This is a genomic window from Aeromonas caviae (assembly GCF_000819785.1).
Classification (GTDB): Bacteria; Pseudomonadota; Gammaproteobacteria; order Enterobacterales; family Aeromonadaceae; genus Aeromonas; species Aeromonas caviae.
The window spans coordinates 68,346-93,966 of record NZ_CDBK01000041.1 but is presented as its reverse complement, the minus strand read 5'-3'; the positions used below and the strand labels follow the sequence as shown (position 1 = coordinate 93,966).

The window sequence follows — 25,621 nt, the reverse complement described above, 5'->3', positions numbered from 1 at the left end:
AAGGCCGCTGCAGCCGTGAAAAAAACGGGGCAAGTTTACAATCCTGTTAACGAAATGAGAAGCAAAAAGGGCGGGCTCTGGGCCCGCCCTCTCACTTACAGGACCAGTCGACGAATGTCGGACAACACACCACTCAGGGTGGTGATGAAGCGGGCACCGTCGGCGCCATCGATGACGCGGTGGTCGTAGCTCAGAGCCAGCGGCAGCATCAGGCGCGGCACGAACTCTTTACCGTTCCACTTCGGCTTCATCTCGGACTTGGAGACGCCCAGGATGGCCACTTCCGGCGCGTTGACGATCGGGGTAAAGCTGGTACCGCCGATGCCACCCAGGCTGGAGATGGTGAAGCAACCGCCCTGCATGTCGGCAGCGGTCAGCTTGCCGGCACGGGCCTTCTTGGAGATCTCGGCCAGATCGCGGGACAACTCGTGGATGCCCTTCTTGTTGACGTCGCGAACCACCGGAACCACCAGGCCGTTGGGGGTATCCACCGCCACACCGATGTGGATGTACTTCTTCATGATCAGCTTGCTGCCGTCTTCGGACAGGGCGCTGCAGAAGCGCGGATGGGCTTCCAGGGCCTTGGCGGCCGCCTTCAGGATGAACACCAGCGGGGTGATCTTCACGTCCAGCTTCTGCTTCTCGGCCAGGATGTTCTGCTCTTTGCGGAACGCTTCCAGATCCGTGGTATCGGCTTCGTCGAACTGGGTGACGTGGGGGATCATGGCCCAGTTGCGGTGCAGGGCAGGACCGGAGATCTTCTGGATACGGGTCAGTTCCAGCTCTTCGACCGGGCCGAACTTGCTGAAATCAACCTTCGGCCAGGCCACGACGCTCATGCCGTTGCCAGTACCGGTGCCGGCAGCCGGAGCGGACTCGGCGCGCTTGACCGCATCCTTCACGTAAGCCTGCACGTCTTCTTTGACGATGCGACCCTTGCGACCGGAGGCTTTCACCTTGGCCAGGTTGACACCGAACTCGCGCGCCAGACGGCGTACTGCCGGGGAGGCGTGGACGTAGGCGTCGTTGGCGACGAAATCGGAAGCGGCAGCAGCCTGGGCAACCGGTGCAGGAGCGGCGGCAGCCGGCGCGGCAGCAACGGGCGCTGCGGCAGGAGCCGGAGCAGCCACGGCAGCCGGAGCGGCACCCGCCACTTCGAATACCATGATCAGGGAACCGGTGGAGACCTTGTCACCCGCCTTCACCTTGATCTCCTTGACCACACCGGCGAACGGCGCAGGCACTTCCATGGAGGCCTTGTCGCCTTCCACGGTGATCAGGGACTGGTCGGCTTCAACCTTGTCACCCACGGCGACCATGATTTCGGTCACTTCCACTTCGTCACCGCCGATGTCCGGCACGTTGACGTCCTTGGCACCGGCGGCAACCGGAGCAGCGGCAGCCACGGGGGCAGCAGCAGGAGCCGGCGCGGCAACAGCGGCCGGGGCAGCGCCCGCCACTTCGAAGACCATCACCAGGGAGCCGGTGGAAACCTTGGCGCCGGCGGCGACCTTGATCTCGACCACGCGGCCGGCGAACGGTGCCGGTACTTCCATGGAGGCCTTGTCACCTTCCACGGCGATGATGGACTGGTCGGCTTCAACCATGTCGCCCACGGCAACCATGATCTCAGTCACTTCGACTTCGTCACCACCGATGTCCGGCACGTTGACGTCCTGGCGAGCGGCAGCAGCAGGAGCGGCGGCCGGCGCGGCAGCAACCGGGGCAGCAGCCTGGACCGGAGCCGGTGCGGCAGCGCCCTCGGCTTCGAAGACCATGATCTGGGAACCGGTGGCAACCTTGTCGCCCACCTTGATCAGGATCTCTTTGACGATACCGGCGGCCGGAGCCGGGACTTCCATGGAGGCCTTGTCACCTTCCACGGCGATCAGGGACTGGTCCAGCTCGACCTTGTCACCCACGGCCACCATGATCTCGGTGACTTCAACTTCATCGGCACCGATATCCGGCACCATAATCTGTTTGGACATTGCGCTTTATCCTCTTGCGTGCATCCGCGTGGCAGCCTGAGCATCACCACGCGCATCCCGCGTTATCCGTTTAAACCCAGGCAAGGTCGCGCCGGATACCCGGCGCGACACTCAATCCTCTTACGCGTACAGCGGGTTGACCTTGTCGGCATCGATGCCGTACTTGGCGATGGCTTCGGCCACAACCTGCTTGTCTACCTCGCCGCGCTTGGCCAGTTCGGTCAGGGCAGCAACCACTACGTAGAACTCGTTCACTTCGAAGTGACGACGCAGGTTGGCACGGCTGTCGGAGCGGCCGTAACCGTCGGTACCCAGTACACGGTAGTTCTCGGTCGGAACGAAGGCACGCACCTGATCGGCGAAGGACTTCATGTAGTCAGTCGCAGCGATGGTGGCTTCGGAACCCAGTACCTGAGCGATGTAGGGCACACGCGCTTCGGCGGTCGGGTGCAGCATGTTCCAGCGATCCGCGTCCTGACCGTCACGAGCCAGTTCGTTGAAGGAGGTGACGCTGAACACGTCGGAACCCACGCCGTACTCGCTGGCCAGGATCTGGGCGGCAGTGCGCACGTGACCCAGGATGGAACCACAACCCAGCAGCTGTACCTTGGCCTTGGTGCCGGCCACGGTTTCCAGCTTGTAGATACCCTTGCGGATGCCTTCCTCGGCGCCTTCCGGCATGGCCGGCATGGCATAGTTCTCGTTCAGGGTAGTGATGTAGTAGAACACGTTTTCCGGGTTCTCACCGTACATGCGGCGCAGGCCGTCCTGTACGATCACCGCCACTTCATAGGCGTAGGACGGGTCGTAGGAGATGCAGTTCGGGATGGTGTTGGCCAGGATGTGGCTGTGACCATCTTCGTGCTGCAAGCCCTCTCCGTTAAGAGTGGTACGACCGGAGGTCGCGCCCAGCAGGAAGCCACGGGCTTGCTGGTCGCCGGCTGCCCACGCCATGTCGCCGATCCGCTGGAAGCCGAACATGGAGTAGTAGATGTAGAACGGGATCATCGGGCAGTCGTTGGTGCTGTAAGAGGTGGCAGCAGCCAGCCAGGAGGACATGGCGCCCAGCTCGTTGATACCGTCTTGCAGAACCTGACCCTGCTTGTCTTCCTTGTAGTAGGAGACGATGTCGCGGTCTTGCGGGGTGTACTGCTGACCGTGCGGGCTGTAGATACCGATCTGGCGGAACAGGCCTTCCATACCGAAGGTACGGGCTTCGTCAGCCAGGATCGGGACGATGCGCTTGCCGATGGACTTGTCTTTCAGCATCACGTTCAGGGAACGCACGAACGCCATGGTGGTGGAGATTTCGCGCGCCTGTTCACCCAGCAGCGGACCGAAGGCATCCAGCGCCGGGATTTCCAGCTTGGTGGTGCTCTCGCGCAGACGGGTCGGTACATAGCCCTTCAGTGCGGCACGGCGGGCGTGCAGGTACTTGTGCTCTTCGGTACCCTCTTCGATCTTCAGGTACGGCAGGTTTTCCAGCTGCTCGTCGGTGACCGGCAGGTTGAAACGATCGCGCAGGTGGCGCACGGAGCCCAGATCCATCTTCTTGACCTGGTGAGCGATGTTCTTGCCTTCGGCCGCTTCGCCCATGCCATAACCCTTGATGGTCTTGGCCAGGATCACGGTCGGCTTGCCCTTGGTCTGTGCAGCCTTGGAGAAGGCGGCGAACAGTTTGCGGGGGTCGTGACCACCACGGTTCAGGGCGAAGATCTCCTCGTCGGTCATGTCTTTGACCAGCGCGGCGGTTTCCGGGTAACGGTTGAAGAAGTGCTCACGCACGTAGGCACCGTCGCGGGACTTCATGGTCTGGTAGTCACCGTCCACGGTCTCGTTCATCAGCTGGATCAGCTTGCCGGAAGTGTCTTTCTTCAGCAGCTCATCCCACTTGCGACCCCAGATGACCTTGGTCACGTCCCAGCCAGCGCCGGCGAACAGACCTTCCAGCTCGTTGATGACCTTGCCGTTGCCGACAACAGGACCGTCCAGACGCTGCAGGTTGCAGTTGACCACGAACACCAGGTTGTCGAGCTTTTCACGCACGGCAACGGTCAGGGCACCCTTGGCTTCCGGCTCGTCCATCTCGCCGTCACCCAGGAAGGCGTAAACGGTCTGCTCGGAGCAATCCTTGATGCCACGGTCGGTCAGGTACTTCAGGAAACGCGCCTGATAGATGGCGGCGATGGGGCCCAGCCCCATGGAAACGGTCGGGAACTGCCAGAATTCCGGCATCAGTTTCGGGTGCGGGTAGGAAGGGATACCCTTGCCATCCACTTCCTGACGGAAGTTGTCCAGCTGCTCTTCGGTCAGGCGACCTTCGGCGAATGCACGGGCGTAGATGCCCGGGGAGATGTGACCCTGGAAGTAGACCAGATCGCCACCGTCCTTCTCGTTGCGGGCACGGAAGAAGTGGTTGTAGCAGACTTCGTAGATGGTCGCGGAAGAGGCGAAGGAAGACATGTGACCACCCAGGTCCAGGTCCTTCTTGGAAGCGCGCAGCACGATCATCATGGCGTTCCAGCGGATGATGGCGCGAATGCGGCGTTCCATTTCCAGGTCGCCCGGGTAAGCCGGCTCGTCGCTGGACGGGATGGTGTTGATGTAGTCGCGGTTTGCCTTGGCAGCCACGTCCACACCGCTTGCGCGGGCTTTCTCGGCCAACTGTTCAAGGATGAACTGAGCGCGTTGCGGACCCTCTTCACGCAGCAGGGATTCCAGAGAGGCAAGCCACTCCAGCGTTTCTATCGGGTCCACATCGTTCTTCAGGATATCAGACATGGCTGGTTCCTATGTTGTTGTGATTGCACGGCATTGCACGGCGAAGGGCGCAAGCATTCGACAATTAAGAAAGCCTTGTGGGATTAGTTTTCCTGCTGACGGATCCGACGCATGGATCGCTGGATCCGGCTGTCTTCCCTCTGCATATCCAACAAGGTGTCCTCGATAAAGGCCAGGTGCTCATGACAAGCAGCCCTGGCCCGCTCCGGAGCCCCCGACAGGATAGCCTCGATCAGGCTCGCACGATGGCGACGGATCTTGGCGACCACTCCCGGACGGCGATTCAAAATTTCGTTATTGCGTAAAATGTTCTGCTCGAGCATGGGGCCCATGGCCCGCAACAGGTGCAGCAGCACCACGTTGTGGGAGGCCTCGGCCACGGCCAGATAGAACTGGGTCACGGCGGCCGATTCGACCACCAGCGACCCTTGCTGACCGGCTTCTTCGATGGCGGCTTGCGCCAGGCGAATCCGTTCGAAATCAGCCTCGGTGCCCCGCAGCGCCGCATAGTAGGCACAGATGCCTTCCAGCGCGTGACGAAACTCCAGCAGGTCGTACTGGGCTTCCGGGTGAGTGCTGAGCAGTTCGAACAGGGGGTCGGCGATCCCCTTGCTCAGGGCATTTTGTACGTAAGTGCCACCGCCCTGACGACGATACAAGAGTCCTCTCGCTTCCAGGCGCTGGATGGCCTCGCGCAAGGAAGGGCGCGACACCTGAAACTGGATGGCGAGTTCCCGCTCGGGCGGCAACTTCTGGCCCGGCTGCAGGCTGCCTTCCAGAATCATGCTTTCCAGCTCGGCGACAATGGCGTCGGCCAGCTTGGGCTGAGTTATCTTGATATAGGGCATGAGGCTACTTTGTTAAATTGGTATTACCAATTTTATGGTTGGGGCGAAAATTAGCAGAGGGCTTGAAAAAAGTCCACCCAAAAGATGATCTGAATCAAGAAGCTCGGTTTCCACTTTGGGGGTAAAAACGCGGAATCATGATATAGCTCATAGAAAATGGTCTGACCAATATTTGTGAGCTTGCTCACCGATAACATTTGTTCAACAGCATGAAAAATGGCTTGCCAGACAAGGCAAGCCATTGATTCTAAAAACACAAAATAATTTTTAGATTTTTCACTCAAAGTGAAGATTTTCCCGATAGCGAGGCCATTCGAAACTGTCACCCGGATCCGTCTTGCGGCCCGGCGCGATGTCGCAGTGCCCGACAATACGGTCCGCCGTGATGGCGGGATAACGGTGAACAATCGCCCGGCTGAGGTCCGACAGTACCTCGTATTGCTTGTCGCTGTAGGGAAGCTCGTCGGTCCCTTCCAGTTCGATCCCGATGGAAAAATCGTTGCACGCCTCCCTCCCCTCCCAGCTCGAGACTCCCGCATGCCATGCCCTGGCGCCAAAAGGCACGTACTGTACCAGTTCCCCATCGCGGCGGATCAGGCAGTGGGCCGAGACCCTCAGTTGATGAATACCGGCGAAATAGGGGTGAGCACCGGGATCGAGCCGCCCCAGAAACAGATCGTCGATAAAGGGGCCACCAAACTGCCCGGGGGGCAGGCTGATGCCGTGTATCACCAGCAAGGAGACATCCTCCGGGCTGAGCCTCTCATTGTGATAGGGGGAAGGCACCTTGCGGGCCTGCTCGCACCATCCTTCTCGATCGATGGAAAACAGGGTTGTGGGTTGTGTCATCGTCTGCTCGACTCACAAATGGAAGCGATGTGCCTCTGGCGGGATGGGAAAACTGGGAACAAGTCTCTGAATTCATGGATAACGCTATGTTAGGCTGAGCCATTCACTCGCGCGATATGGGACACACTATGCACCCGATGGCACGCCGTCTCTGGCTGCTCGCCTGGCTCTCGCTGCTGGGTCTGCTGACCCTCTACTTCCATGGTCGTGAACAACCGTCGGTGACCGCCAGCGGCGATCTGCTGCTCAGGGCCGATGCCAGCGGCCATTATCGTCTGGAGGGTGCCATCAACGACCAGCCGGTGCAACTGCTGCTGGACACAGGAGCAACCCGGGTGACCATACCGAGCCAGGTGGCCGCCCGGCTCGGCCTCGTCGCCACGGGCCGCAGCCGTGTCAACACGGCAGCCGGAGAGATCCAGGTCGAAACCGGCCGGATCGAAAGTCTGGCGATGGGTCCGCTGACCCTGTACGATTTGTCCGTCTTTATCAATCCGGCTGCCGACGGGGAGGAGATCCTGGTGGGCATGAATGCCCTGGGCAGGCTGGAATTGCGCCAGAAAGACAGGCAATTGCTTCTCAGACCCTTGCAGGAATAAGGCATGTTACAACAGGACATCCGCCGCGCCGTGCGCGCCGCACTTCTCGAAGACTTGGGCGATGCCCTCACCGCGCTGGATCAACCGGATGCCAGCGCCGACATCACGGCACAGCTGATCCCGGCCGATCGCATCTCGACCGCGCGAGTCATCACCCGCGAGGCGGGCGTCTTCTGCGGCCAGCCCTGGGTCGACGAGGTGTTTGCCCAGCTCGGTGGCGAAGTGAAGGTCGAGTGGAAAGTGCAAGATGGTGAACGCCTTGCCCCCAATCAGGAGCTGTTCCGCCTCCATGGCCCCGCCCGCGTGCTGCTGACCGGCGAGCGCAATGCGCTGAACTTCGTGCAGACCCTTTCCGGGGTCGCCACCCTGACCGCCCGTTATGTGGCCGAGCTGGAAGGCACTGACTGCCGCCTGCTCGATACCCGCAAGACCCTGCCAGGCCTTCGCAGCGCCCAGAAGTATGCGGTCACCTGCGGCGGCGGCAAAAACCACCGTATCGGTCTGTTTGATGCCTACCTCATCAAGGAGAACCACATTCTCGCCTGCGGCGGCATCGCTGAAGCAATCAGCGAAGCGCGCCGTCTCAATCCGGACAAACCGGTGGAAGTTGAGGTCGAATCCCTGGCCGAGCTGGAGCAGGCCCTGGCCGCACGGGCCGACATCGTGATGCTGGACAACTTCGACATCCCCATGATGCAGGAAGCCGTTCGCCTCAATCAGGGCAGAGCCAAGCTGGAAGTCTCCGGCAACGTCACCCTCGATACCCTTGCCGGATACGCCGCGACCGGGATCGACTTCATCTCGGTGGGAGCGCTGACCAAGCATGTGCGGGCACTGGATCTCTCCATGCGCTTTGTCGCGGCTTGAGCAAGCCCCATCCGTTGCTCGTGCCCAAAAATATTACAGGGCTCGAAACTTGCAAAAGGCGCCATCGGCGCCTTTTCTTTATGCAGGATCCCACGACATAAGGAGTGTGAAGATGGGCCCTCCCGCCTCATGACAAGTGCCAATGGAAGCCATTTAATCTTTGATTTTTCTACACATTTCACTAAATGACATAAAAGTGGCTAACAAGGTCCCCGCCTCTGTTGCCAACCCGAAGCGCTCGGATAAGATACCAGCGTGGATAGCATTCCACCGGTGCTTATCAGGAAACATGGAAAAAAGGATATTTCACATGAAAAGACAGTCAGGGTTTACGCTAATCGAATTGATGATCGTCGTTGCGATCGTCGCCATCCTCGCCGCCATCGCCTTGCCGGCGTATCAGAGCTATACCAAACGCGCCAAATTCTCCGAGGTCATTGCCGCTGTAGGTCCGGCCAAGACCGCCGTAGAAGTCTGCGTTCAAGGGTGGGCTGGCACATCTGCAGCCCTTGGTAACAGTTGTGCAACTGCAGGTCAGAATGCCCTCTCGGGCGCTAGTGCTGTCACACAGAATTTTGCCAGCGCTGCAGTTACTAATGCTGCCGGAGTTATCACTGTTACAGGTACTGCCGCCGCAGCCTTGGATGGCTCGACTTATTCACTCGTCACTTCTGGAGCAGTCCAAGCCGGACGGCAAGTTTTGTGGAAAATTTCTGGCTCTTGCGTCACCGACGGCAAATGCTAACGCATGACCTCTAGCCTCAATAGCGGCCTGGCCACCAGCCTGGCCGCTTCTTCCCTCCTCAGTGAGCCGGACTCACAGCGCTATCTGAGCCAGGCCAAGGCGCAGCGCAAGCCTTTTGTCACCTTCCTGATTGAAAATGACATCCTCGACAGCAAAGCCCTCGCCGATTTCTGCGAGCTGGAATATGGGGTACCTCTGCTGGATCTGGCGGCCTTTGATCTCGCCGAGATCCCGCAGAAATACCTCAATCAAAAGCTGATTGAAAAGCACCATGTCCTGCCCATCTACACTCAGGGGCATACCCTCTATATCGCCATGTCCGATCCGACCAATGTGTCGGCTCTGGAAGATTTTGGCTTCAGCTTCGGCCTGCATACGGAAGCCCTGCTGGTTGAAGAGAGCAAGCTGACCGCCGCCATCGGCAAGCTGATGGAGAGCGAGCAGGATACCCTGGGCATGGATCATATCGACGAGGCCGAGATCTCCGAACTCGAGGTCTCCGACGAGAGTTCCCGCCTCGACGAGAGCGTCAACACCGCGGACGATGACGCCCCCATCGTCAAATACATCCACAAGATCATGATGGATGCCATCAAGCGCGGGGCCTCCGACCTGCATTTCGAACCCTACGAGACCAAGTACCGGATCCGCTTTCGGGTAGACGGCATACTGCACGAAGTCGCCACGCCGCCGGTCAACCTGGCCAACCGCTTCGCGGCTCGCCTCAAGGTGATGGCGCGGCTCGACATTGCCGAACGGCGCCTGCCCCAGGATGGCCGCATCAAGCTCAAGATTTCGCGCAACAGATCCATGGACATGCGGGTCAACACCCTGCCCACCATGTGGGGCGAAAAGATCGTGATCCGGCTGCTGGACTCCTCGGCCGCCCGGCTCAATATCGATCAGCTCGGCTTTGACGACCGGCAGAAGACGCAATACCTGCACGCCCTCTCCAAACCTCAGGGCATGATCCTGGTCACCGGTCCCACGGGGTCTGGCAAGACGGTCTCACTCTATACCGGCCTCAACATCCTGAACACCAGCGAGGTCAATATCTCCACCGCCGAAGATCCGGTCGAGATCAACCTGCCCGGTGTCAACCAGGTGCAGATCAATCCCAAAGCGGGGCTCACCTTCGCCAGCGCCCTGCGCTCCTTCCTGCGCCAGGATCCCGACATCGTCATGGTGGGGGAGATACGGGATCTGGAAACCGCCGAGATCGCCATCAAGGCCGCCCAGACCGGTCACCTGGTGCTCTCCACCCTGCACACCAACTCGGCGGCAGAAACGCTCACCCGGATGATGAACATGGGGGTGCCGGCCTTCAACATCGCCTCTTCGGTCACCCTCATCATGGCCCAGCGCCTTGCCCGCAAACTCTGCGATCACTGCAAGGCGCCGGAAGTGGTGCCGGAAGCCGAGTTGCTGGAGCTGGGCTTCACCCAGCAGCAACTGGCCGCCGGGTTGCGGCTGTTCAAGCCCGTGGGATGCAAGGAGTGCTCGGGAGGCTACAGAGGCCGGGTCGGCATCTATGAGATCATGCTGATGTCCGACAACATCGCCAAACTCATCATGCAGGGAGCCAACTCGCTGCAGATTGCCGCGATAGCCCAGAAGGAAGGGATGCGCACCCTGCGTACATCCGGCCTCGAGAAAGCGCGTCTTGGCGTCACCAGCCTGGCCGAAATCAACAGGATCACCACCAACTGAGTTCGCAGTGCCCGAGTCATCTCGCCGGGTGAAGCCGCTGCCATCACCCCGATGACCTTCTTCAAGCCAAGATGAGCCGGACAGGCAGCAGCATCCGGCCACCGTCGCCCAATTGCAGGATGCAGTGATGGCCACATTAGCTCAAAAACGCAACGCACCGAAAAAAGTCTTCTCCTACCGCTGGCACGGCGTCAACCGCAAGGGACAGAAGGTCTCCGGCGAGCTGCAAGCCGACAGCATCACCACCGTCAAGGCCGAGCTGCGCAAGCAGGGCGTCAACGTCACCAGGGTCAGCAAGCAGAGCCAGGGGCTCTTCTCCAAGGGCGGCGCCAAGATCAAGCCGATGGACATCGCCGTTATCTCCCGCCAGATCACCACTATGCTCTCCGCCGGCGTGCCTCTGGTGCAGAGTCTTCAGATCATTGCCCGCGGCCACGAGAAAGCGGCGGTGCGCGAGCTCATCGGCCAGATCGCCGCCGATGTGGAAACGGGCACCCCGCTCTCGGAGGCGTTGCGCCGCCATCCCCGCCACTTCGACGACCTCTATTGCGATCTGGTCGAGGCCGGGGAGCAATCCGGTGCCCTGGAGACCATCTACGACCGTATCGCCATCTACCGCGAGAAGAACGAAGCCCTCAAATCCAAGATCAAGAAGGCCATGTTCTATCCGTCCATGGTCATTCTGGTGGCCATCGTCGTCACCTCCATCCTGCTGCTCTTCGTCATTCCCCAGTTCGAGGATATCTTCAAGAGCTTCGGTGCCGAGCTGCCTGCCTTCACCCGGTTCGTCATCGCCATCTCCCGCTTTATGCAGGAGTGGTGGTACGCCATCTTTGGCGGCGCTGCTCTCGCCGTCTTCCTCTATGTGCGGGCCTGGCGAAAATCCCAGAAGGTCAGGGACAACACGGACAAGTTCATCCTCACCATTCCCGTGGTGGGCAACATACTGCACAAGGCGGCCATGGCCCGTTTTGCCCGCACCCTCTCTACCACCTTCTCCGCCGGTATCCCGCTGGTGGATGCCCTGGTCTCGGCGGCCGGAGCATCCGGCAACTATGTCTATCGCACTGCGACCATGGCCATTCGCAACGAGGTGGTGGCCGGCATGCAGATCAACGTCGCCATGCGCACCGTGGATCTTTTCCCCGACATGGTGACCCAGATGGTGATGATCGGTGAGGAATCCGGCGCCATCGACGACATGCTCTCCAAGGTCGCCGCCATTTTCGAACAGGAGGTGGACGACATGGTCGACGGCCTCACCAGCCTGCTCGAACCCATCATCATGGTGGTGCTCGGGGTGCTGGTCGGCGGCATGGTCGTGGCCATGTACCTCCCCATCTTCAAGCTGGGCTCTGTGATACACTGACCCCCTCGACAGAGGGCCGGGCGGTGCATTTCCCCCGGCCATCTGCCATCCCCGTTCCCGACACAAGCGATTGATCTATGGTGCCTTTGATCGAACTGGCCCAGGGCTTGCCCTGGCTCTATCTCTCCTTGATTTTCCTTTTCTCCCTGATGGTGGGCAGCTTCCTGAACGTGGTGATCCATCGTCTGCCCATCATGATGGAGCAGGCCTGGCATGCCGAATACAGCGACTATTTCGGTGACGGTGAAGAGACTCCTCCTGCAACCGGACGATACAACCTCATGGTGCCTCGCTCCCGCTGCCCCCACTGCGACCACCCCATAGGGGCGCTGGAGAACATTCCCCTGCTGAGCTGGCTATGGCTCAGAGGGCGCTGCCGCAACTGCCACGCTCCCATTTCGGCTCGCTATCCCCTGGTCGAGCTGCTCACCGCCCTGCTGTCGGTCTCGGTGGCAGCCGCGCTTGCCCCTGGCTGGGGCACCCTTGCTGCTCTGCTGCTCACCTGGACATTGGTCGCACTGACCTTCATCGACCTAGACAAGATGCTCTTGCCGGATCAGCTCACCCTGCCCCTGCTCTGGGGTGGCCTGCTGTTCAATCTGGCGGGCGGTTTCGTGCCCCTGGCCGATGGGGTGGTCGGCGCCATGGCTGGCTATCTGGTGCTCTGGAGCCTCTACTGGGCCTTCAAGCTGCTCACCGGCAAAGAGGGGATGGGGTACGGGGATTTCAAACTGCTGGCGGCGCTGGGCGCCTGGCTGGGCTGGCAAGCCTTGCCCATCGTGCTGCTGCTCTCTTCGCTGGCGGGCGCCATCATCGGCATCGGTCTCATCCTGCTGCGCAACCACCACCAGGGCAAACCCATTCCCTTTGGCCCCTATCTCGCCATCGCGGGCTGGATAACGCTGCTGTGGGGCGATAGCATCACCCGCTGGTATCTTGATGTCGTGCTCTAGCAAAAGGATCTCTGACCCATGTATGTAGTCGCAATCACAGGGGGAATCGGCAGCGGCAAGACCACGGTTGCCAACCGCTTTGCCGAGCTGGGCATCGAGGTGGTGGATGCGGACATCATCGCCCGTGAGGTGGTGGAGCCCGGCACCCCTGCTCTGGCTGCCATCGCCGCCCATTTTGGCCCGGATGTCGTTGCCCCCGATGGCCAGCTCGATCGCCGCCGGCTGCGAGAGCGGATCTTCACCGATTCGCAGGCCAAGGAGTGGCTCAATGCCCTGCTCCATCCCCTCATCCGCAGCGAGATGCTGCGCCAGTGTGCGGCAACCCGCTCCCCCTACTGCCTGCTGGTCGTCCCCTTGCTGGTGGAAAACAGGCTCACTTCCCTCGCCGATCGGGTACTGGTGATCGATGTGGACGAATCGACACAAATCGAGCGTACCTGCCGCCGCGATGGCGTCAGTCGGGAACAGGCCCAGGCGATACTGGCGTCCCAGGCGAGCCGCAGCGAGCGCCTGGCGATGGCCGACGACGTCCTGGACAACCAGAGTGGTACGAGTGAGACCATCTGGCAGCGAATTTTCGCCCTGCACCAGACATATCTGGCATTTGCCTCTCAACAAGCCCACCAACTGTGAGTACACTAGGCCGGTTTATGGCTGGCCAGGATTAGGCATGATTTACGATTTTCCCCTCAATGAAAAAAGCCGGACCTATCTTCGTCTGGAGTCCCTGTTTTCCCAGATCCGCGACAATCTGGAGAGTGACCAGTCCTGGGCACATATCGCCTTCTTCAAGGGGTTGTTCGATTTGCAGGAGTTGCTGGAGCGTGGTGACCTGCGTGCCGATCTCATCAAGGATCTGGAACGCCTCGGCCAACGCCTGAGCCACTGGGCCAGTCTACCTGACGTCGATCTCGAGCAGATCCAGCGGATGCAGCAGGAGAGTACCCAGCTCTCCCGCAACTTGCTGAACTCCCCGCGCCCCGGTGCCCGTCTGAAAGAGGATCGCCTGCTCGGCTCCATTCGTCAGCGCTTCTCCATTCCGGGTGGTCTGTGCGCCTTCGATGTGCCGCAACTGCACCACTGGCTGGCGACCCCGGCCGTCACCCGCCACCAGCAGATGCAGCAATGGCTGAGTGACATCACCCTGTTGATGAACGCCATCTCCCTGTTGCTGCGCCTGTGGCGCGAGTCGGGCAACTTCAGCGACCAGGTGGCCACCAACGGCTTCTTCCAGGATACCGCCGAAGGGGCTGAACTGATCCGCATCCGTCTGGCGGGCACCCAGCCCTGCTATCCGACCCTGAGCGGCCACAAGAACCGCTTCGCCCTGCGCTTCCTGCCGACGACGGAACAGCAGATAGGCGACGTCTCCTTCCAGCTCGCCTGTTGTTGAGGAGCGCCCCATGGTGACCAAGGTAAAGTGCCCGACCTGTCAGAGCGAGATCGAATGGGGCCCGCAGAGCCCGTTTCGCCCCTTCTGCAGCAAGCGCTGCCAGCTGATCGACCTCGGCGAGTGGGCGGATGAACAGAAGCGCATCCCGGGCGAGATCAACCCGGATCTGCTGCCCGACCCGGAACAGGGCGATCCCTGGCAATAAACACTTCACGATCAAAAAAGGGCCCTCAGGCCCTTTTTCGTTGGTATCGATTCCCTTTCAGGCAAGCGAGGCCTGCAACCGCGCGACGATGGGGCCGTTGGCATCCGGGAAGCGGTATTCGTGCAGCGAGGCCAGTGGCACCCAGCGACACTCCTGCCCCTCCTTGCCAAAGGGCTCGCCGTGGAAGCGGGTCACCTTCCAGATATCCAGCAAGACCTGCTTGTCGGGGTAGTCGTGGTGCAGCTCCATGAAGGGGGCACAATCCTGCACCCGGATCCCGATCTCTTCCCACAATTCCCTGTCCAGCGCGGTGAGCAGATCCTCCCCCGACTCCACCTTGCCGCCGGGAAACTCCCAGCGATCCCCCTGATGGCGATCGGCTGAGCGTTTGGCGATGAAGATATCGCCCCGTTCGTTCTCGATGACGCCCACCGCCACCCAGATCCGTTTCTTCTGTTCCATCATTGTCCTCAGCGTAAACACGGCAAACGGGCGATCCAGGGGGCAAGCCGAATGGCCTGCTGATCCCCCCGGGCCCTGAAGAGATCCTGCCCGACATGCTCATTGCCCGGCGGCGCAACCTGCGGCCAGGGCACCGCACCGGGCGGAGTGAAACAACGATCGTGTACCCGCGCGCTCTGGCGCAGATAGCGCCATAAACAGTCTCGCAAGAACCACTGGTCGATGTTCGGTGTTTCCATGGTACTGGGCTGATAGCTCGCCATCAGCGGCGCAAGGGGAGGCAGCACACCGGCCACACCGCCCCACATGCCGGCCAGCACCAGATCGGTGTGGCTCCACCAGTCACGCATGATATGGAACCAGCGCCCCGATGCAAGCCAGTCATCGACCGCCAGCCGCTCCCGCAGATTCAGCACGGAGTCCGCATCGCGCACAAGGAAGCGCCCCACTCCGGGATCATTGGCGACCTGGAAGCGCCAGCAGAGGCGCTGACGCTGGGATTGACCATCGGGCTGCACCTTTATCTCGGCGCCATGTTCCTGCAGGCAGGCCAGAAACCCCTGAGGGACACTGCCATCCACATAGAAGCGCACCCGCCAGCCCGGATAGAGGTAAGCTGCGGCCAGCACATTGTCGAGCGCTCCCCGCAAATAGCGAGGCTGTGCTCCCCACAAGGAGAAGGCGATGACTGCCTGCTTGTCCCCCTGCTCCGCGAGCCAGACATCCGGCCCCTCTGCCGGCAGCACCCACCCCGCGACAGGCTGCGAGACGGCCTCATCCTTGAGAGTCAGGGCACGGGTTCCCGCTTGTGCCGCTTCTTCATGGCGTCCTAGCTTGGCAAGGGAAGTGCAAAGCCCGTCATGGACCAGATAATCATCCGGCTCGCGCCGCACCAGTTCGGCCAGGTGCGTCACGGCCCGCTCATGCTGATCGGAGCGCGAGAGGCAGACACAGAGATTGCGCAGCACCTCAGTGTTATCGGGCGCGGACCGGTACGCCAGCGTCAGCACCTGTGCCGCCGAGGCGGGATCGCCGGACAAAAAGAGGTAATAGGCAAACTGCAGTTGCAGGGGAACGGATTTGTTCGTCTCTGCGTTCAGCCTGCTCAGCACACAACGGATCGCCTCCTGGCGTCTCTCCTGCAGCCAGTACCCATGTGACTCCCCATCCCATCCCGCCGGCAATCTGCTCATCGTCCCCTCCTTGGTCCGAAAATGAATACACCGCCCGGAGGCGGTGTATTCATCATGGCAGGGTGTCAGGTCAGCTGACCGTGACAGTGCTTGTATTTTTTACCCGAACCACAGGGGCAGGGATCGTTGCGCCCGATCTTCTGCTCGTCGCGCACGAAGGTGGTATGGCCCTCGGCCCCACCCGTATCCTCGTCAGCCAGCTGGTTTTCGGCCGTGGCATGGGTGTAGGTACGGGGAGCGGCTTCGGCCTGCTGGCGCTGCTGCTCTTCCATCGCCTCCACATCCCGCTCCTGCACCTGTACCCGGCTCAGGATGCTGACCACGTCGCGCTTGAGGGTCTCCAGCATCTGGGTAAACAGATCGAAGGATTCGCGCTTGTACTCCTGTTTGGGGTTCTTCTGTGCGTAGCCGCGCAGATGGATGCCCTGACGCAGGTGATCCATGGCCGCCAGGTGCTCCTTCCACAGACCATCCAGCGTTTGCAGCATCACCGCCTTCTCGAAGTTGCGCAGCACCTCCTTGCCGACCAGCTCTTCCTTGTGGGCATAGAGCTTGGTGGCTTCATCCAGGATGCGTTCACGCAGCTTCTCTTCATACAGCTTGTCGTCTTCCGCCAGCCACTGCTGCAACGGCAGATCCAGGGCGAAATCGGACTTCAGACGCGCTTCCAGACCCGGCACGTCCCACATCTCTTCCAGGGACTGGGGCGGGATGTACTCGTCGATGATGGCGCCGTAGACGTCGTCACGGATGACGTGAATAGTCTCGGAGATGTCGTTGGTGTCCAGCAGTTCGTTGCGCTGCTCGTAGACCACCTTGCGCTGATCGTTAGCCACGTCGTCAAACTCGAGCAGGTTTTTACGGATGTCGAAGTTGCGACCTTCCACCTTGCGCTGGGCATTCTCGATGGCCTTGGTCACCCAGGGATGCTCGATGGCCTCGCCCTCTTCCATGCCCAGCTTCTTCATCATGCCGGTCACGCGGTCGGAGGCGAAGATCCGCATCAGGGTATCTTCCATGGAGAGGTAGAAGCGGGAGGAACCCGGATCACCCTGACGACCGGAACGGCCGCGCAGCTGGTTGTCGATACGGCGGGATTCGTGACGCTCGGTACCGATGATGTGCAGACCACCGGCCGCCAGTACTTCGTCATGACGCACCTGCCAGGCCGCTTTCAGCTCGGCAATCTGCTCGCTTGACGGGTTTTCCAGCTGGGCGATCTCCGCCTGCCAGTTGCCGCCCAGCACGATGTCGGTACCACGACCGGCCATGTTGGTGGCGATGGTGACGGCGCCGGTCTGGCCGGCCTGGGCGACGATCTCCGCTTCCATGGCATGGAACTTGGCGTTCAGTACCTTGTGCGGGATATTTTCCTTGGTCAGGATGCCGGAGAGCAGCTCGGAGTTCTCGATGGAGACGGTACCGACCAGCACGGGCTGGCCGCGCTTCACGCACTCGCGAATGTCCTGCACGATGGCCGCGTATTTCTCCTGGGCGGTCAGGTAGACGAGATCGCCCATGTCCTTGCGCACCATCGGCTTGTTGGTCGGGATGACCACGGTATCCAGGCCATAGATCTGTTGGAATTCAAAGGCTTCGGTATCCGCAGTACCGGTCATGCCTGCCAGCTTGTCGTACAGACGGAAGTAGTTCTGGAAGGTGATGGAGGCCAGGGTCTGGTTCTCGTTCTGGATCTTGACCCCTTCCTTCGCCTCGACCGCCTGGTGCAGACCGTCTGACCAGCGACGACCCGGCATGGTGCGGCCGGTGTGCTCGTCGACGATGACGATCTCGTCCTTCTGGACGATGTAGTCGACGTTGCGCTCGAACAGGGTGTGCGCACGCAGGCCGGCATTGACGTGATGCAGCAGGCTGATGTTGGTGGCGGAGAACAGGGAGTCATCCTCGGCCAGCAGCCCCTCTTTCTTGAGCAGCTCTTCCACGAAGATCTGGCCGTTTTCGGTCAGCAGCGCCTGGCGGTTCTTCTCGTCCACCGTGTAGTGGCCGTCGCCGGTGTACTCCTCGGAGTCTTCCTTGTCCTGCTTGACCAGCAGGGGGATCAACTTGTTGATCTGGGTGTACATGGCGGAGCTGTCTTCCGCCGGCCCGGAGATGATGAGCGGGGTGCGGGCTTCATCGATGAGCACCGAGTCCACCTCATCCACCAGCGCGTAGTTGAGCGGACGCTGTACGCGCTGCTCCGGCGAGAATGCCATGTTGTCGCGCAGGTAGTCGAAACCGAATTCGTTGTTGGTACCGTAGGTGATGTCGGCAGCGTAGGCATCGCGCTTCTGGGATGCATCCATGCCGGGCACGTTGCAGTCCACCGTCATGCCGAGGAAGGCGAACAGCGGGCGGTTGGCTTCCGCATCACGCTTGGCCAGATAGTCGTTCACCGTCACGACATGCACACCGCGGCCGGTCAGGGCGTTCAGGTAGGCCGGCAGCGTGGCCGTCAGGGTTTTACCTTCACCTGTCTTCATTTCGGCGATGCGGTTGGAGTTCAGCACCATGCCGCCGATCAGCTGGACGTCGAAGTGACGCATGCCGAACACACGGCGGGAGGCTTCACGGACGGTGGCGAACGCTTCCGGCAGCAACTGCTCCAGTGTTTCGCCCTGCTCCAGACGCTGACGGTACTCGGCGGTCTTCGCCTGCAGTTCCTGATCGGACAGTGCCTCGAACTGAGGCTCCATCGCATTGATTTGTTTTACAATTTTGCGCAAAGCCTTGAGCGTTCTGTCGTTCCGGCTGCCGATAATCTTGGTGAGCAGTGTGCTAATCATGGGTACCAACTGTTTTGGTTATATAAGCGTTCCGTCACTGGAACCTGAAGAAAAAACCTAACCCCGTCTGGCATTCAGAAAGCGCGCGGGGTTGACCTGACGACCATCTTTCAACACTTCGTAATGCAAATGAACTCCGGTTGCACGACCGGTTCGCCCCATCAGGGCAATCTTCTGGCCCTCATCGACCAGGGTGCCCACATCCACCAGTAACTTGGAATTGTGGGCATAGCGGGTGACCAGACCATTGCCATGGTCAATCTCCACCATGTTGCCAAACTCCGGATGGCGCCCCGCCCAGCTGACAATCCCCTTGCCTGTCGCCAGGATGGGGGTGCCGGGCCTGCCGCGGAAATCCACCCCTTTGTGCATCTTGGCGCGACCGTTGAACGGATCGACCCGCCCACCGAAACCGGAGGAGATCCAGACACGCTCCTGCTTGACCGGTGAGCCGGGGATGAAACCCGCATCGGTGATATGGTGGTTCATGATGAAGGATTCAAGTACCGACAGCTGTTCTTCGCGGCTGCTGAGCTGACGGCTGAGGTGTTCCATGGAATCTTGCAGCTCACCCAGGCTGACTTCCAGGTCTGCATCGTAGGAAGGGCCGCCCATCGGGGGCAGCTCCTTGAAGTTGAACTCCTCGGGATCGAGGTCCGCCTTCTCGGTCAGGCGCTCGCCGAGGGCGTTGAGGCGACCAAGTTGTCCCTGCATGGTGCCCACCTGGGCGGCCAGCATGGCAAGCTGTTCGCGGGCTTCATCGGCCCCTTGCGTGGATTTTTGCTGCTGCGCCAGGGTCAGCGCCACTTCCAGCGCCTCCATTTTCTGCTGCCAGCTCTGCCAGAGCCAGCCGCCCCCCAAGGCCAATACAGTGAAGAGAATACCGCCGACCCAGGCCAGACGTTGTTTGGGTAAGTGCAACCTGCGGCGCTGCTTACCGTGGAGGATCAGGGTAATGCTCATAGAAATCTGTCTTCTCGGTCAGGTGAGGCCAAGGGCCTGCACGGGCAATAAAACCGGGAGATAATCGGTATTAAAGGATGGAATAAACAAATGACAGGACGTCGGTGCGGAGAGATGACCGACGTCCTGTTGCACAGCTATCAGGCCAGAACCAGACCGTTGTCGTAGTAAGCGATAGGCGCTTTGTCGCCCTCACCCTCGAAGGTCACCAGTTCCCAGGCCTCCTGCTGGGCCAGCAGGGCACGCAGCAGCTTGTTGTTCAGGGCATGGCCCGTCTTGTATGCACGGAATTCACCGATGATGCTGCGATTGCACATGTACAGATCGCCGATGGCATCCAGCATCTTGTGCTTCACGAACTCGTCTTCGTAGCGCAGACCATCTTCGTTCAGCACCCGGTAGTCATCCAGCACCACGGCGTTTTCCAGGCTGCCGCCCAGTGCCAGGTTCTGGGAACGCAGGTACTCGATATCACGCATGAAGCCGAAGGTACGGGCGCGGCTGATCTCTTTCACGAAGGAGCTGCCGGAGAAGTCCAGCACGCAACGCTGGTTGCGGCCTTCAAACACCGGATGCTGGAAATCGATCTCGAGATCCATCTTGAAGCCGTTGCGATAGGGGTGGAATTCCGCCCACTTGTCGCCGTCTTCAACCCGGATGCTCTGCTTGATCCGCACGAACTGCTTGGGTGCGTTCTGTTCACGAATACCCACTTCCTGCAGCAGATAGATGAACGGATGCGCACTGCCGTCCATTACCGGGATCTCGGGGGCATCAACCTCGACATAGAGGTTGTCGATGCCCATCCCGGCCAGAGCGGCAGACAGATGTTCGATGGTCGACACGCGAACACCGGCTTCGTTCACCAGAGCGGTACAAAGCACGGTATCACGCACCTGATCGGCGTTGGCTGGCAGCGCGACCACAGGATTCAGATCGGTACGCAAGTAAACGATCCCTGTGTTAACAGGCGCCGGACGGAACGTCATAGTGACTTTCCGGCCCGAATGCAGGCCCACACCGGTGGCCTGGACACTCGTTTTCAAGGTTCTTTGTCTAATCATGGGCGTATCCGCTTTAACAGCTCAAATTCCTGACCAGATGGTCGTTGCCGGGCCATCTTAGCACAATCCTTAAGCAACAAACAAACCAGAGCCATCAGAGGCTTAGTCTGCCTGCTTGCGCAGGAACGCAGGAATATCGAGATAATCAGGTTCGCGACGAGCTTGCGGCTCGGCGTTCACCACCTTGGCCGGGGCCTCTTCCATCACGCGAGACTGCAGGGCTTCGCTGATCAGGGGCTGACGGGCCGGACGCTCTTGAACCATGTTGTTCTTGACCAGAGTGATGTCGGGCTTGCGCTCGGCACCGATACCGGTCGCCACTACGGTAACGCGCAGTTCGTCGTGCATTTCCGGGTCGATTACGGTACCCACCACCACGGTAGCGTTCTCGGACGCGAAGGCCTTGACCGCGTTACCCACGGTCTCGAACTCTTCGATGGTCATGTCCATGCCAGCAGTGATGTTGACCAGGATGCCGCGGGCACCGGCCAGATCCACGTCTTCCAGCAGCGGGCTGGAGATGGCCTTCTCGGCCGCTTCTTCGGCACGATCGTCACCTGAGGCGGAACCGGTACCCATCATGGCGGTACCCATCTCGCGCATCACGGTACGTACGTCCGCGAAGTCGACGTTGATGAGGCCCGGGCGGGTGATCAGCTCGGCGATGCCCTGTACTGCACCCAGCAGCACGTCGTTGGCCGCCTTGAAGGCGTCCAGCAGGGAGATGCCGCGACCCAGCACCTTCAGCAACTTGTCGTTGGGGATGGTGATCAGGGAGTCGACGTTCTTGGAGAGCTCTTCGATGCCGTGAGCGGCGAAGCCCATCCGCTTCTTCCCTTCGAAGGAGAACGGCTTGGTCACGACGGCAACGGTCAGGATACCCATCTCGCGGGCCACTTCGGCCACGATCGGTGCAGCACCTGTACCAGTACCACCACCCATGCCGGCAGCGATGAACACCATATCGGAACCGGTCAGCAGCTCGCGCAGCGCTTCCCTGTCTTCCATGGCGGCGTCACGACCCACTTCCGGGTTGGCCCCGGCACCCAGACCCTTGGTGATGCCACCGCCGATCTGCAAGGTGGTATTGGCACTGGAGTTGCGCAGTGCCTGGGCGTCGGTGTTCACGGTGATGAACTCGACACCTTCGATGTTTTGACGAACCATGTGCTCGACTGCGTTGCCGCCGCCGCCACCCACACCTATCACCTTGATGACGGCTTCGTCAGTGTGGCTATCCATAAATTCAAACATGTTGTCTCTCCGCTTTATTTGCCTGACTCAGCAAAATCTTTAGAACTCGCCACGCAACCAGTTGCTGACCCGTTTGACCAGCCCACCTACGCTTGCCTTGGCGGCATATTCCTTGTTACTGCCGGTGGATTGGTTGGTGCGGCCGTACTGCAACAACCCGACCGCAGTCGAGTACACCGGTGCCTGTACGTAGTCACTCAATCCCCGGATATTCATGGGTTCGCCCACCCGGACCTGGCTCTGGAAGATCTGCTCTGCGCACTCCACAATGCCTTCGATCTGGGCCGCGCCACCGGTCAAGACCACACCGGCGGCCAGCTGATGCTTGACCCCCTGTGCCTTCAATTCGCTCTGCACCCGCACCAGCTCGTCATTCACCATGGAGAGCAACTCGGTGTAACGGGGTTCAATCACTTCCGCCAGTGTCTGCCGTTGCAGGCTGCGCGCCGGGCGACCGCCGACACTGGGCACTTCGATATTGTCTTCCTTGCTGACCAGGCGGCCGAGGGCGCAGCCGTAGCGCACCTTGATCGCCTCCGCATCCAGCGGCGGCGTGCCGAAGGCATAGGCGATGTCGCTGGTCACCGTGCTGCCGGCATAGGGAATCACCTTGGTGTGACGCAGGGCGCCGCCGGTAAAGAGCGACATGTCCATGGTGCCGCCACCGATGTCCACCACGCAGACACCCAGCTCCTTCTCGTCTTCGGTCAGCACGGCGTAGCTGGAGGCCAGGGCGGAGAAGATCAGCTGATCCACCCGCAGACCCACCTTCTCCACACACTTCTCGATGTTGCGCGCCATGTCGTTGTGGCAGGTGATGAGATGCACCTTGGCTGCCATCCGCACGCCGGAGAGGCCGACCGGGTTCTTGATCCCTTCCTGATAGTCGATGGCGAACTCCTGGGGCAGCACGTGCAGCACCCGCAGCTCGTCAGACAACCGCACCGACTTGGCGGTGTGGATGACGTTGTCCACATCCTCCTGGGTCACCTCTTCGTCGGAGATGGGCACCATGCCGGTCTCGTTGCGGCAATCGATGTGCTTGCCGGACAGCCCCAGATAGACGGAACTGATCTGGCAGTCTGCCATCATCTCGGCCTCTTCCACCGCGCGGCGCAGGGACTTGACCACGGAGTCGAGGTCATTGACCCCGCCCTTCTCCATCCCGCGAGAAGCGTGGCTGCCCATGCCGATGACATTGAGTTCGCCATCGGGCAATACTTCGCCAACCAGTACCGCCACCTTGGTCGTGCCGATATCCAGTCCGACAATCAAATTTCTATCTGCGGTGTTGGTCATTCACTTTCTCTTCGCTTTTCTTCCAGCCAACTGCCATCCCGGTGTCGTATCGAAGATCCACGTAAGCAACCCGCTCACGAGGCTCGATGACCGGAAAGGCATCGATAAACCGCTGCAGACGAAGCGCGATATCCGAGCGCCCCACAAACAGCTGAATGTTGCCATCCAGGGTCAGTTCCCAGGCATGGCGGGGGGTCAGATTCACCCCCAGCAACTTGTATCCCTTGGCCGCCAGCAGCGTTTCGTACTGATGGCTGGCTTCCAGCACCTTGGCGGCCTGACCATCGGGCCCGGACAACTGCATCAGGGGCTTCTTCACCCTGTCCGGGGCACTGAATACCTCACCCTTGGTGTTGACGAAGCGGTTGCCGTTCCAGCGAGCCGCCACATCCTGTTCCGTGAGATAGACCTTGATCTTGTTCGGCCACTTCTTTCGCACCGAGACCTGGGCCACCCAGGGCAGGGCGTTCAGACGCGCCTGCAATTCGTTCACATCCAGCTCGAAGAAGTTGCGAAGTTCGGCACCATCCAGCACGGCAGCACGCAACTCATCGGCCTTCAAATATTCGTGTTGCCCCTGCAGCAACAGCTCGCTCATGGGCAACCGACTGGCATCCGTCAGCCAGTCTTTAACATCCAGCGCAGTCTGGTAGAGCCCCCACATGACCAGGATGAAAAATGCCACCCCGGCGATGAAGCCCCCCTTGGTGCGCCCTTGTGCCCTTGCCTCCACCCGATCGATCCCCGTAAAACGCGCCATGCCGGCCACTTGCAGACCGGTTCGCCATTATATAGGCCTCGGCTTGGCGGTCAAAATACTCATTGGGCCCTCAGGCACCGGATTTCATGCTATCCACGCTCAATTTCATCTCGCCGAGACGACGGGCCAGCGCACCGACGTTACCCGCCCCCTGGGTCAATACCAGATCCCCCTCGCCAATCAGGTCGGCCAGCACCGCGGGCACATCATCCGGCGTTGCGACAAAGATGGGCTCCAGGGTGCCGCGGGAGCGGATGGAACGGCACAAGGCACGGCCATCGGCACCGGGAATGGGCTCCTCACCGGCGGCATAGACCTCCAGCATCACCAGCACGTCCACCTTGGAAAGCACATCCGCGAAATCTTCGTAGAGATCCCGGGTGCGGCTGTAACGGTGGGGCTGGAACACCATCACCAGCCGCTTCTCGGGCCAGCCGGCGCGGGCGGCGTTGATGGTTACCTTGACCTCGCTCGGGTGGTGACCGTAGTCGTCCACCAGCATGGCCTTGCCGCGACCCGTCTCGAACTCGCCATATTGCTGGAAGCGGCGACCCACCCCTTCGAACTTGGCGAGCGCCTGGATGATGGCCTCGTCGCCGATGCCGTCTTCGGTTGCCACCGCGATGGCAGCGGCGGCGTTGAGGGCGTTGTGGATGCCCGGCAGATTCAGGGTCACCTCCAGCTCACCCGCCCCTGCCCGGCGCACCCGGAAGCGGCTGCGATTGCTGGTCTGCACGAAGTCCAGCACCTGCACATCGGCATCATCGCTCAGACCGTAGGTGAGGGTAGGACGGGCGATCTCCGGCAGCATGCCGCGGATCACGGGGTCATCCACGCACACCACGGCCAGGCCGTAGAACGGCAGGTTGTGCAGGAAACCGATGAAGGTGGCCTTCAACCTGGAGAAATCGCCACCATAGGTGTCCATGTGATCCGCTTCGATATTGGTCACGATGGAGACCATGGGTTGCAGATGCAGGAAGGAGGCGTCGCTCTCGTCCGCCTCGGCAATCAGATAACGGCTGCTGCCCAGGCGGGCATTGGTGCCGGCGCTGTTGAGCAGACCGCCGATGACGAAGGTGGGGTCGCGATCCGCCTCGGCATAGATGCTCGCCACCAGACTGGTGGTGGTGGTCTTGCCGTGGGTCCCAGCGATGGCGATGCCGTGACGGAAGCGCATCAGTTCCGCCAGCATTTCGGCGCGGCGCACCACGGGAATACGCAGCTCGCGGGCAGCCAGCAGCTCGGGGTTGTCCTGCTTGATGGCGGTGGAAACCACCACCACGCTGGCACCGTCCACATGCTCGGCACTGTGACCGACAAAAATGTGTGCGCCCAAAGAGGCCAGGCGTTCGGTCACCCCGTTGCGGGCCAGATCCGAGCCGGTCACCTGATACCCTTCATTGGCAAGCACTTCCGCAATACCGCCCATACCGGCGCCACCGATGCCGATGAAGTGGATGCGACGCACGCGGCGCATTTCGGGGATAACGGTACGCAGTTTTGCCAGTTCAACCTTGGTCATAGTTC

22 protein-coding genes are annotated in these 25,621 nt (G+C 60.7%); 9 read left to right on the top strand and 13 right to left on the bottom strand.

Going from position 1 to position 25,621, the window contains the following annotated elements:
* Positions 1 to 95 precede the first annotated feature (95 nt).
* From aceF to ampD, 4 genes are all read right to left on the bottom strand, one after another.
* Positions 96 to 1,991, bottom strand: coding sequence for a pyruvate dehydrogenase complex dihydrolipoyllysine-residue acetyltransferase (gene aceF / locus BN1120_RS05765; protein ID WP_042015108.1), 1,896 nt, complete (start codon positions 1,989 to 1,991; stop codon positions 96 to 98).
* A gap of 120 nt (positions 1,992 to 2,111) precedes the next feature.
* Complete coding sequence (gene aceE / locus BN1120_RS05760) at positions 2,112 to 4,772, bottom strand: pyruvate dehydrogenase (acetyl-transferring), homodimeric type (RefSeq protein ID WP_039040509.1); 2,661 nt, start codon at positions 4,770 to 4,772, stop codon at positions 2,112 to 2,114.
* A gap of 83 nt (positions 4,773 to 4,855) precedes the next feature.
* Positions 4,856 to 5,620, bottom strand: coding sequence for a pyruvate dehydrogenase complex transcriptional repressor PdhR (gene pdhR, locus BN1120_RS05755; RefSeq protein ID WP_010675815.1), 765 nt, complete (start codon positions 5,618 to 5,620; stop codon positions 4,856 to 4,858).
* A gap of 276 nt (positions 5,621 to 5,896) precedes the next feature.
* Positions 5,897 to 6,469 carry a 1,6-anhydro-N-acetylmuramyl-L-alanine amidase AmpD gene (gene ampD, locus BN1120_RS05745; protein WP_042015103.1) on the bottom strand — a complete coding sequence of 191 codons (573 nt, stop codon included), beginning with the start codon at positions 6,467 to 6,469 and terminating at the stop codon, positions 5,897 to 5,899.
* A gap of 128 nt (positions 6,470 to 6,597) precedes the next feature.
* Here ampD and BN1120_RS05740 point away from each other — a divergent pair, with 128 nt between their 5' ends.
* The 9 genes from BN1120_RS05740 to yacG all read left to right on the top strand — a co-directional run bounded on the left by BN1120_RS05740 (position 6,598) and on the right by yacG (position 14,310).
* Positions 6,598 to 7,068, top strand: coding sequence for a retropepsin-like aspartic protease family protein (locus BN1120_RS05740; RefSeq protein WP_042015101.1), 471 nt, complete (start codon positions 6,598 to 6,600; stop codon positions 7,066 to 7,068).
* Between the two features lie 3 nt (positions 7,069 to 7,071).
* Positions 7,072 to 7,935 carry a carboxylating nicotinate-nucleotide diphosphorylase gene (gene nadC / locus BN1120_RS05735; protein ID WP_041213995.1) on the top strand — a complete coding sequence of 288 codons (864 nt, stop codon included), beginning with the start codon at positions 7,072 to 7,074 and terminating at the stop codon, positions 7,933 to 7,935.
* A gap of 310 nt (positions 7,936 to 8,245) precedes the next feature.
* Complete coding sequence (locus tag BN1120_RS05730) at positions 8,246 to 8,680, top strand: pilin (protein WP_042015100.1); 435 nt, start codon at positions 8,246 to 8,248, stop codon at positions 8,678 to 8,680.
* Between the two features lie 3 nt (positions 8,681 to 8,683).
* Positions 8,684 to 10,390, top strand: coding sequence for a PilB family type IVa pilus assembly ATPase TapB (gene tapB, locus BN1120_RS05725; protein WP_041213997.1), 1,707 nt, complete (start codon positions 8,684 to 8,686; stop codon positions 10,388 to 10,390).
* 127 nt (positions 10,391 to 10,517) lie between these two features.
* Positions 10,518 to 11,759 carry a type II secretion system F family protein gene (locus BN1120_RS05720; RefSeq protein ID WP_010675822.1) on the top strand — a complete coding sequence of 414 codons (1,242 nt, stop codon included), beginning with the start codon at positions 10,518 to 10,520 and terminating at the stop codon, positions 11,757 to 11,759.
* Positions 11,760 to 11,836: 77 nt separating this feature from the next.
* The gene (locus BN1120_RS05715) at positions 11,837 to 12,712 is read left to right on the top strand and encodes a prepilin peptidase (RefSeq protein WP_042015098.1); all 876 of its coding nucleotides are present in this window, start codon (positions 11,837 to 11,839) and stop codon (positions 12,710 to 12,712) included.
* Positions 12,713 to 12,730: 18 nt separating this feature from the next.
* Positions 12,731 to 13,345 (top strand): dephospho-CoA kinase, encoded by a 615-nt coding sequence (gene coaE / locus BN1120_RS05710; protein ID WP_042015097.1) that lies wholly within the window; start codon positions 12,731 to 12,733, stop codon positions 13,343 to 13,345.
* A 37-nt stretch (positions 13,346 to 13,382) separates the two neighbouring features.
* Entirely contained in the window at positions 13,383 to 14,105 is a 723-nt protein-coding gene (gene zapD, locus BN1120_RS05705; RefSeq protein ID WP_010675825.1) for a cell division protein ZapD, read from the top strand.
* 10 nt (positions 14,106 to 14,115) lie between these two features.
* Positions 14,116 to 14,310, top strand: coding sequence for a DNA gyrase inhibitor YacG (gene yacG / locus BN1120_RS05700; protein WP_039040499.1), 195 nt, complete (start codon positions 14,116 to 14,118; stop codon positions 14,308 to 14,310).
* A 57-nt stretch (positions 14,311 to 14,367) separates the two neighbouring features.
* Here the strand turns inward: yacG and mutT are convergent, their stop codons facing one another.
* The 9 genes from mutT to murC all read right to left on the bottom strand — a co-directional run bounded on the left by mutT (position 14,368) and on the right by murC (position 25,616).
* Positions 14,368 to 14,772, bottom strand: a complete 405-nt coding sequence (gene mutT / locus BN1120_RS05695; RefSeq protein WP_171864957.1) for an 8-oxo-dGTP diphosphatase MutT — start codon at positions 14,770 to 14,772, stop codon at positions 14,368 to 14,370.
* An 8-nt stretch (positions 14,773 to 14,780) separates the two neighbouring features.
* Positions 14,781 to 15,965, bottom strand: coding sequence for a tetratricopeptide repeat protein (locus tag BN1120_RS05690; RefSeq protein ID WP_042015096.1), 1,185 nt, complete (start codon positions 15,963 to 15,965; stop codon positions 14,781 to 14,783).
* 65 nt (positions 15,966 to 16,030) lie between these two features.
* Positions 16,031 to 18,751 (bottom strand): preprotein translocase subunit SecA, encoded by a 2,721-nt coding sequence (secA, locus tag BN1120_RS05685; RefSeq protein ID WP_041211791.1) that lies wholly within the window; start codon positions 18,749 to 18,751, stop codon positions 16,031 to 16,033.
* A 57-nt stretch (positions 18,752 to 18,808) separates the two neighbouring features.
* Entirely contained in the window at positions 18,809 to 19,714 is a 906-nt protein-coding gene (locus BN1120_RS05680; protein WP_039040495.1) for a M23 family metallopeptidase, read from the bottom strand.
* A gap of 140 nt (positions 19,715 to 19,854) precedes the next feature.
* Entirely contained in the window at positions 19,855 to 20,778 is a 924-nt protein-coding gene (gene lpxC / locus BN1120_RS05675; protein ID WP_010675831.1) for a UDP-3-O-acyl-N-acetylglucosamine deacetylase, read from the bottom strand.
* 102 nt (positions 20,779 to 20,880) lie between these two features.
* Entirely contained in the window at positions 20,881 to 22,032 is a 1,152-nt protein-coding gene (ftsZ, locus tag BN1120_RS05670) for a cell division protein FtsZ (RefSeq protein ID WP_005305686.1), read from the bottom strand.
* A 39-nt stretch (positions 22,033 to 22,071) separates the two neighbouring features.
* Positions 22,072 to 23,331, bottom strand: coding sequence for a cell division protein FtsA (gene ftsA, locus BN1120_RS05665; protein WP_010675832.1), 1,260 nt, complete (start codon positions 23,329 to 23,331; stop codon positions 22,072 to 22,074).
* Positions 23,312 to 24,064 (bottom strand): cell division protein FtsQ/DivIB, encoded by a 753-nt coding sequence (locus BN1120_RS05660; RefSeq protein WP_042015185.1) that lies wholly within the window; start codon positions 24,062 to 24,064, stop codon positions 23,312 to 23,314. Before BN1120_RS05660 ends, ftsA begins: the two co-directional genes overlap by 20 nt.
* Before the next feature lie 97 nt (positions 24,065 to 24,161).
* Positions 24,162 to 25,616, bottom strand: coding sequence for a UDP-N-acetylmuramate--L-alanine ligase (gene murC / locus BN1120_RS05655; protein ID WP_042015095.1), 1,455 nt, complete (start codon positions 25,614 to 25,616; stop codon positions 24,162 to 24,164).
* Between the last annotated feature and the right edge of the window lie 5 nt (positions 25,617 to 25,621).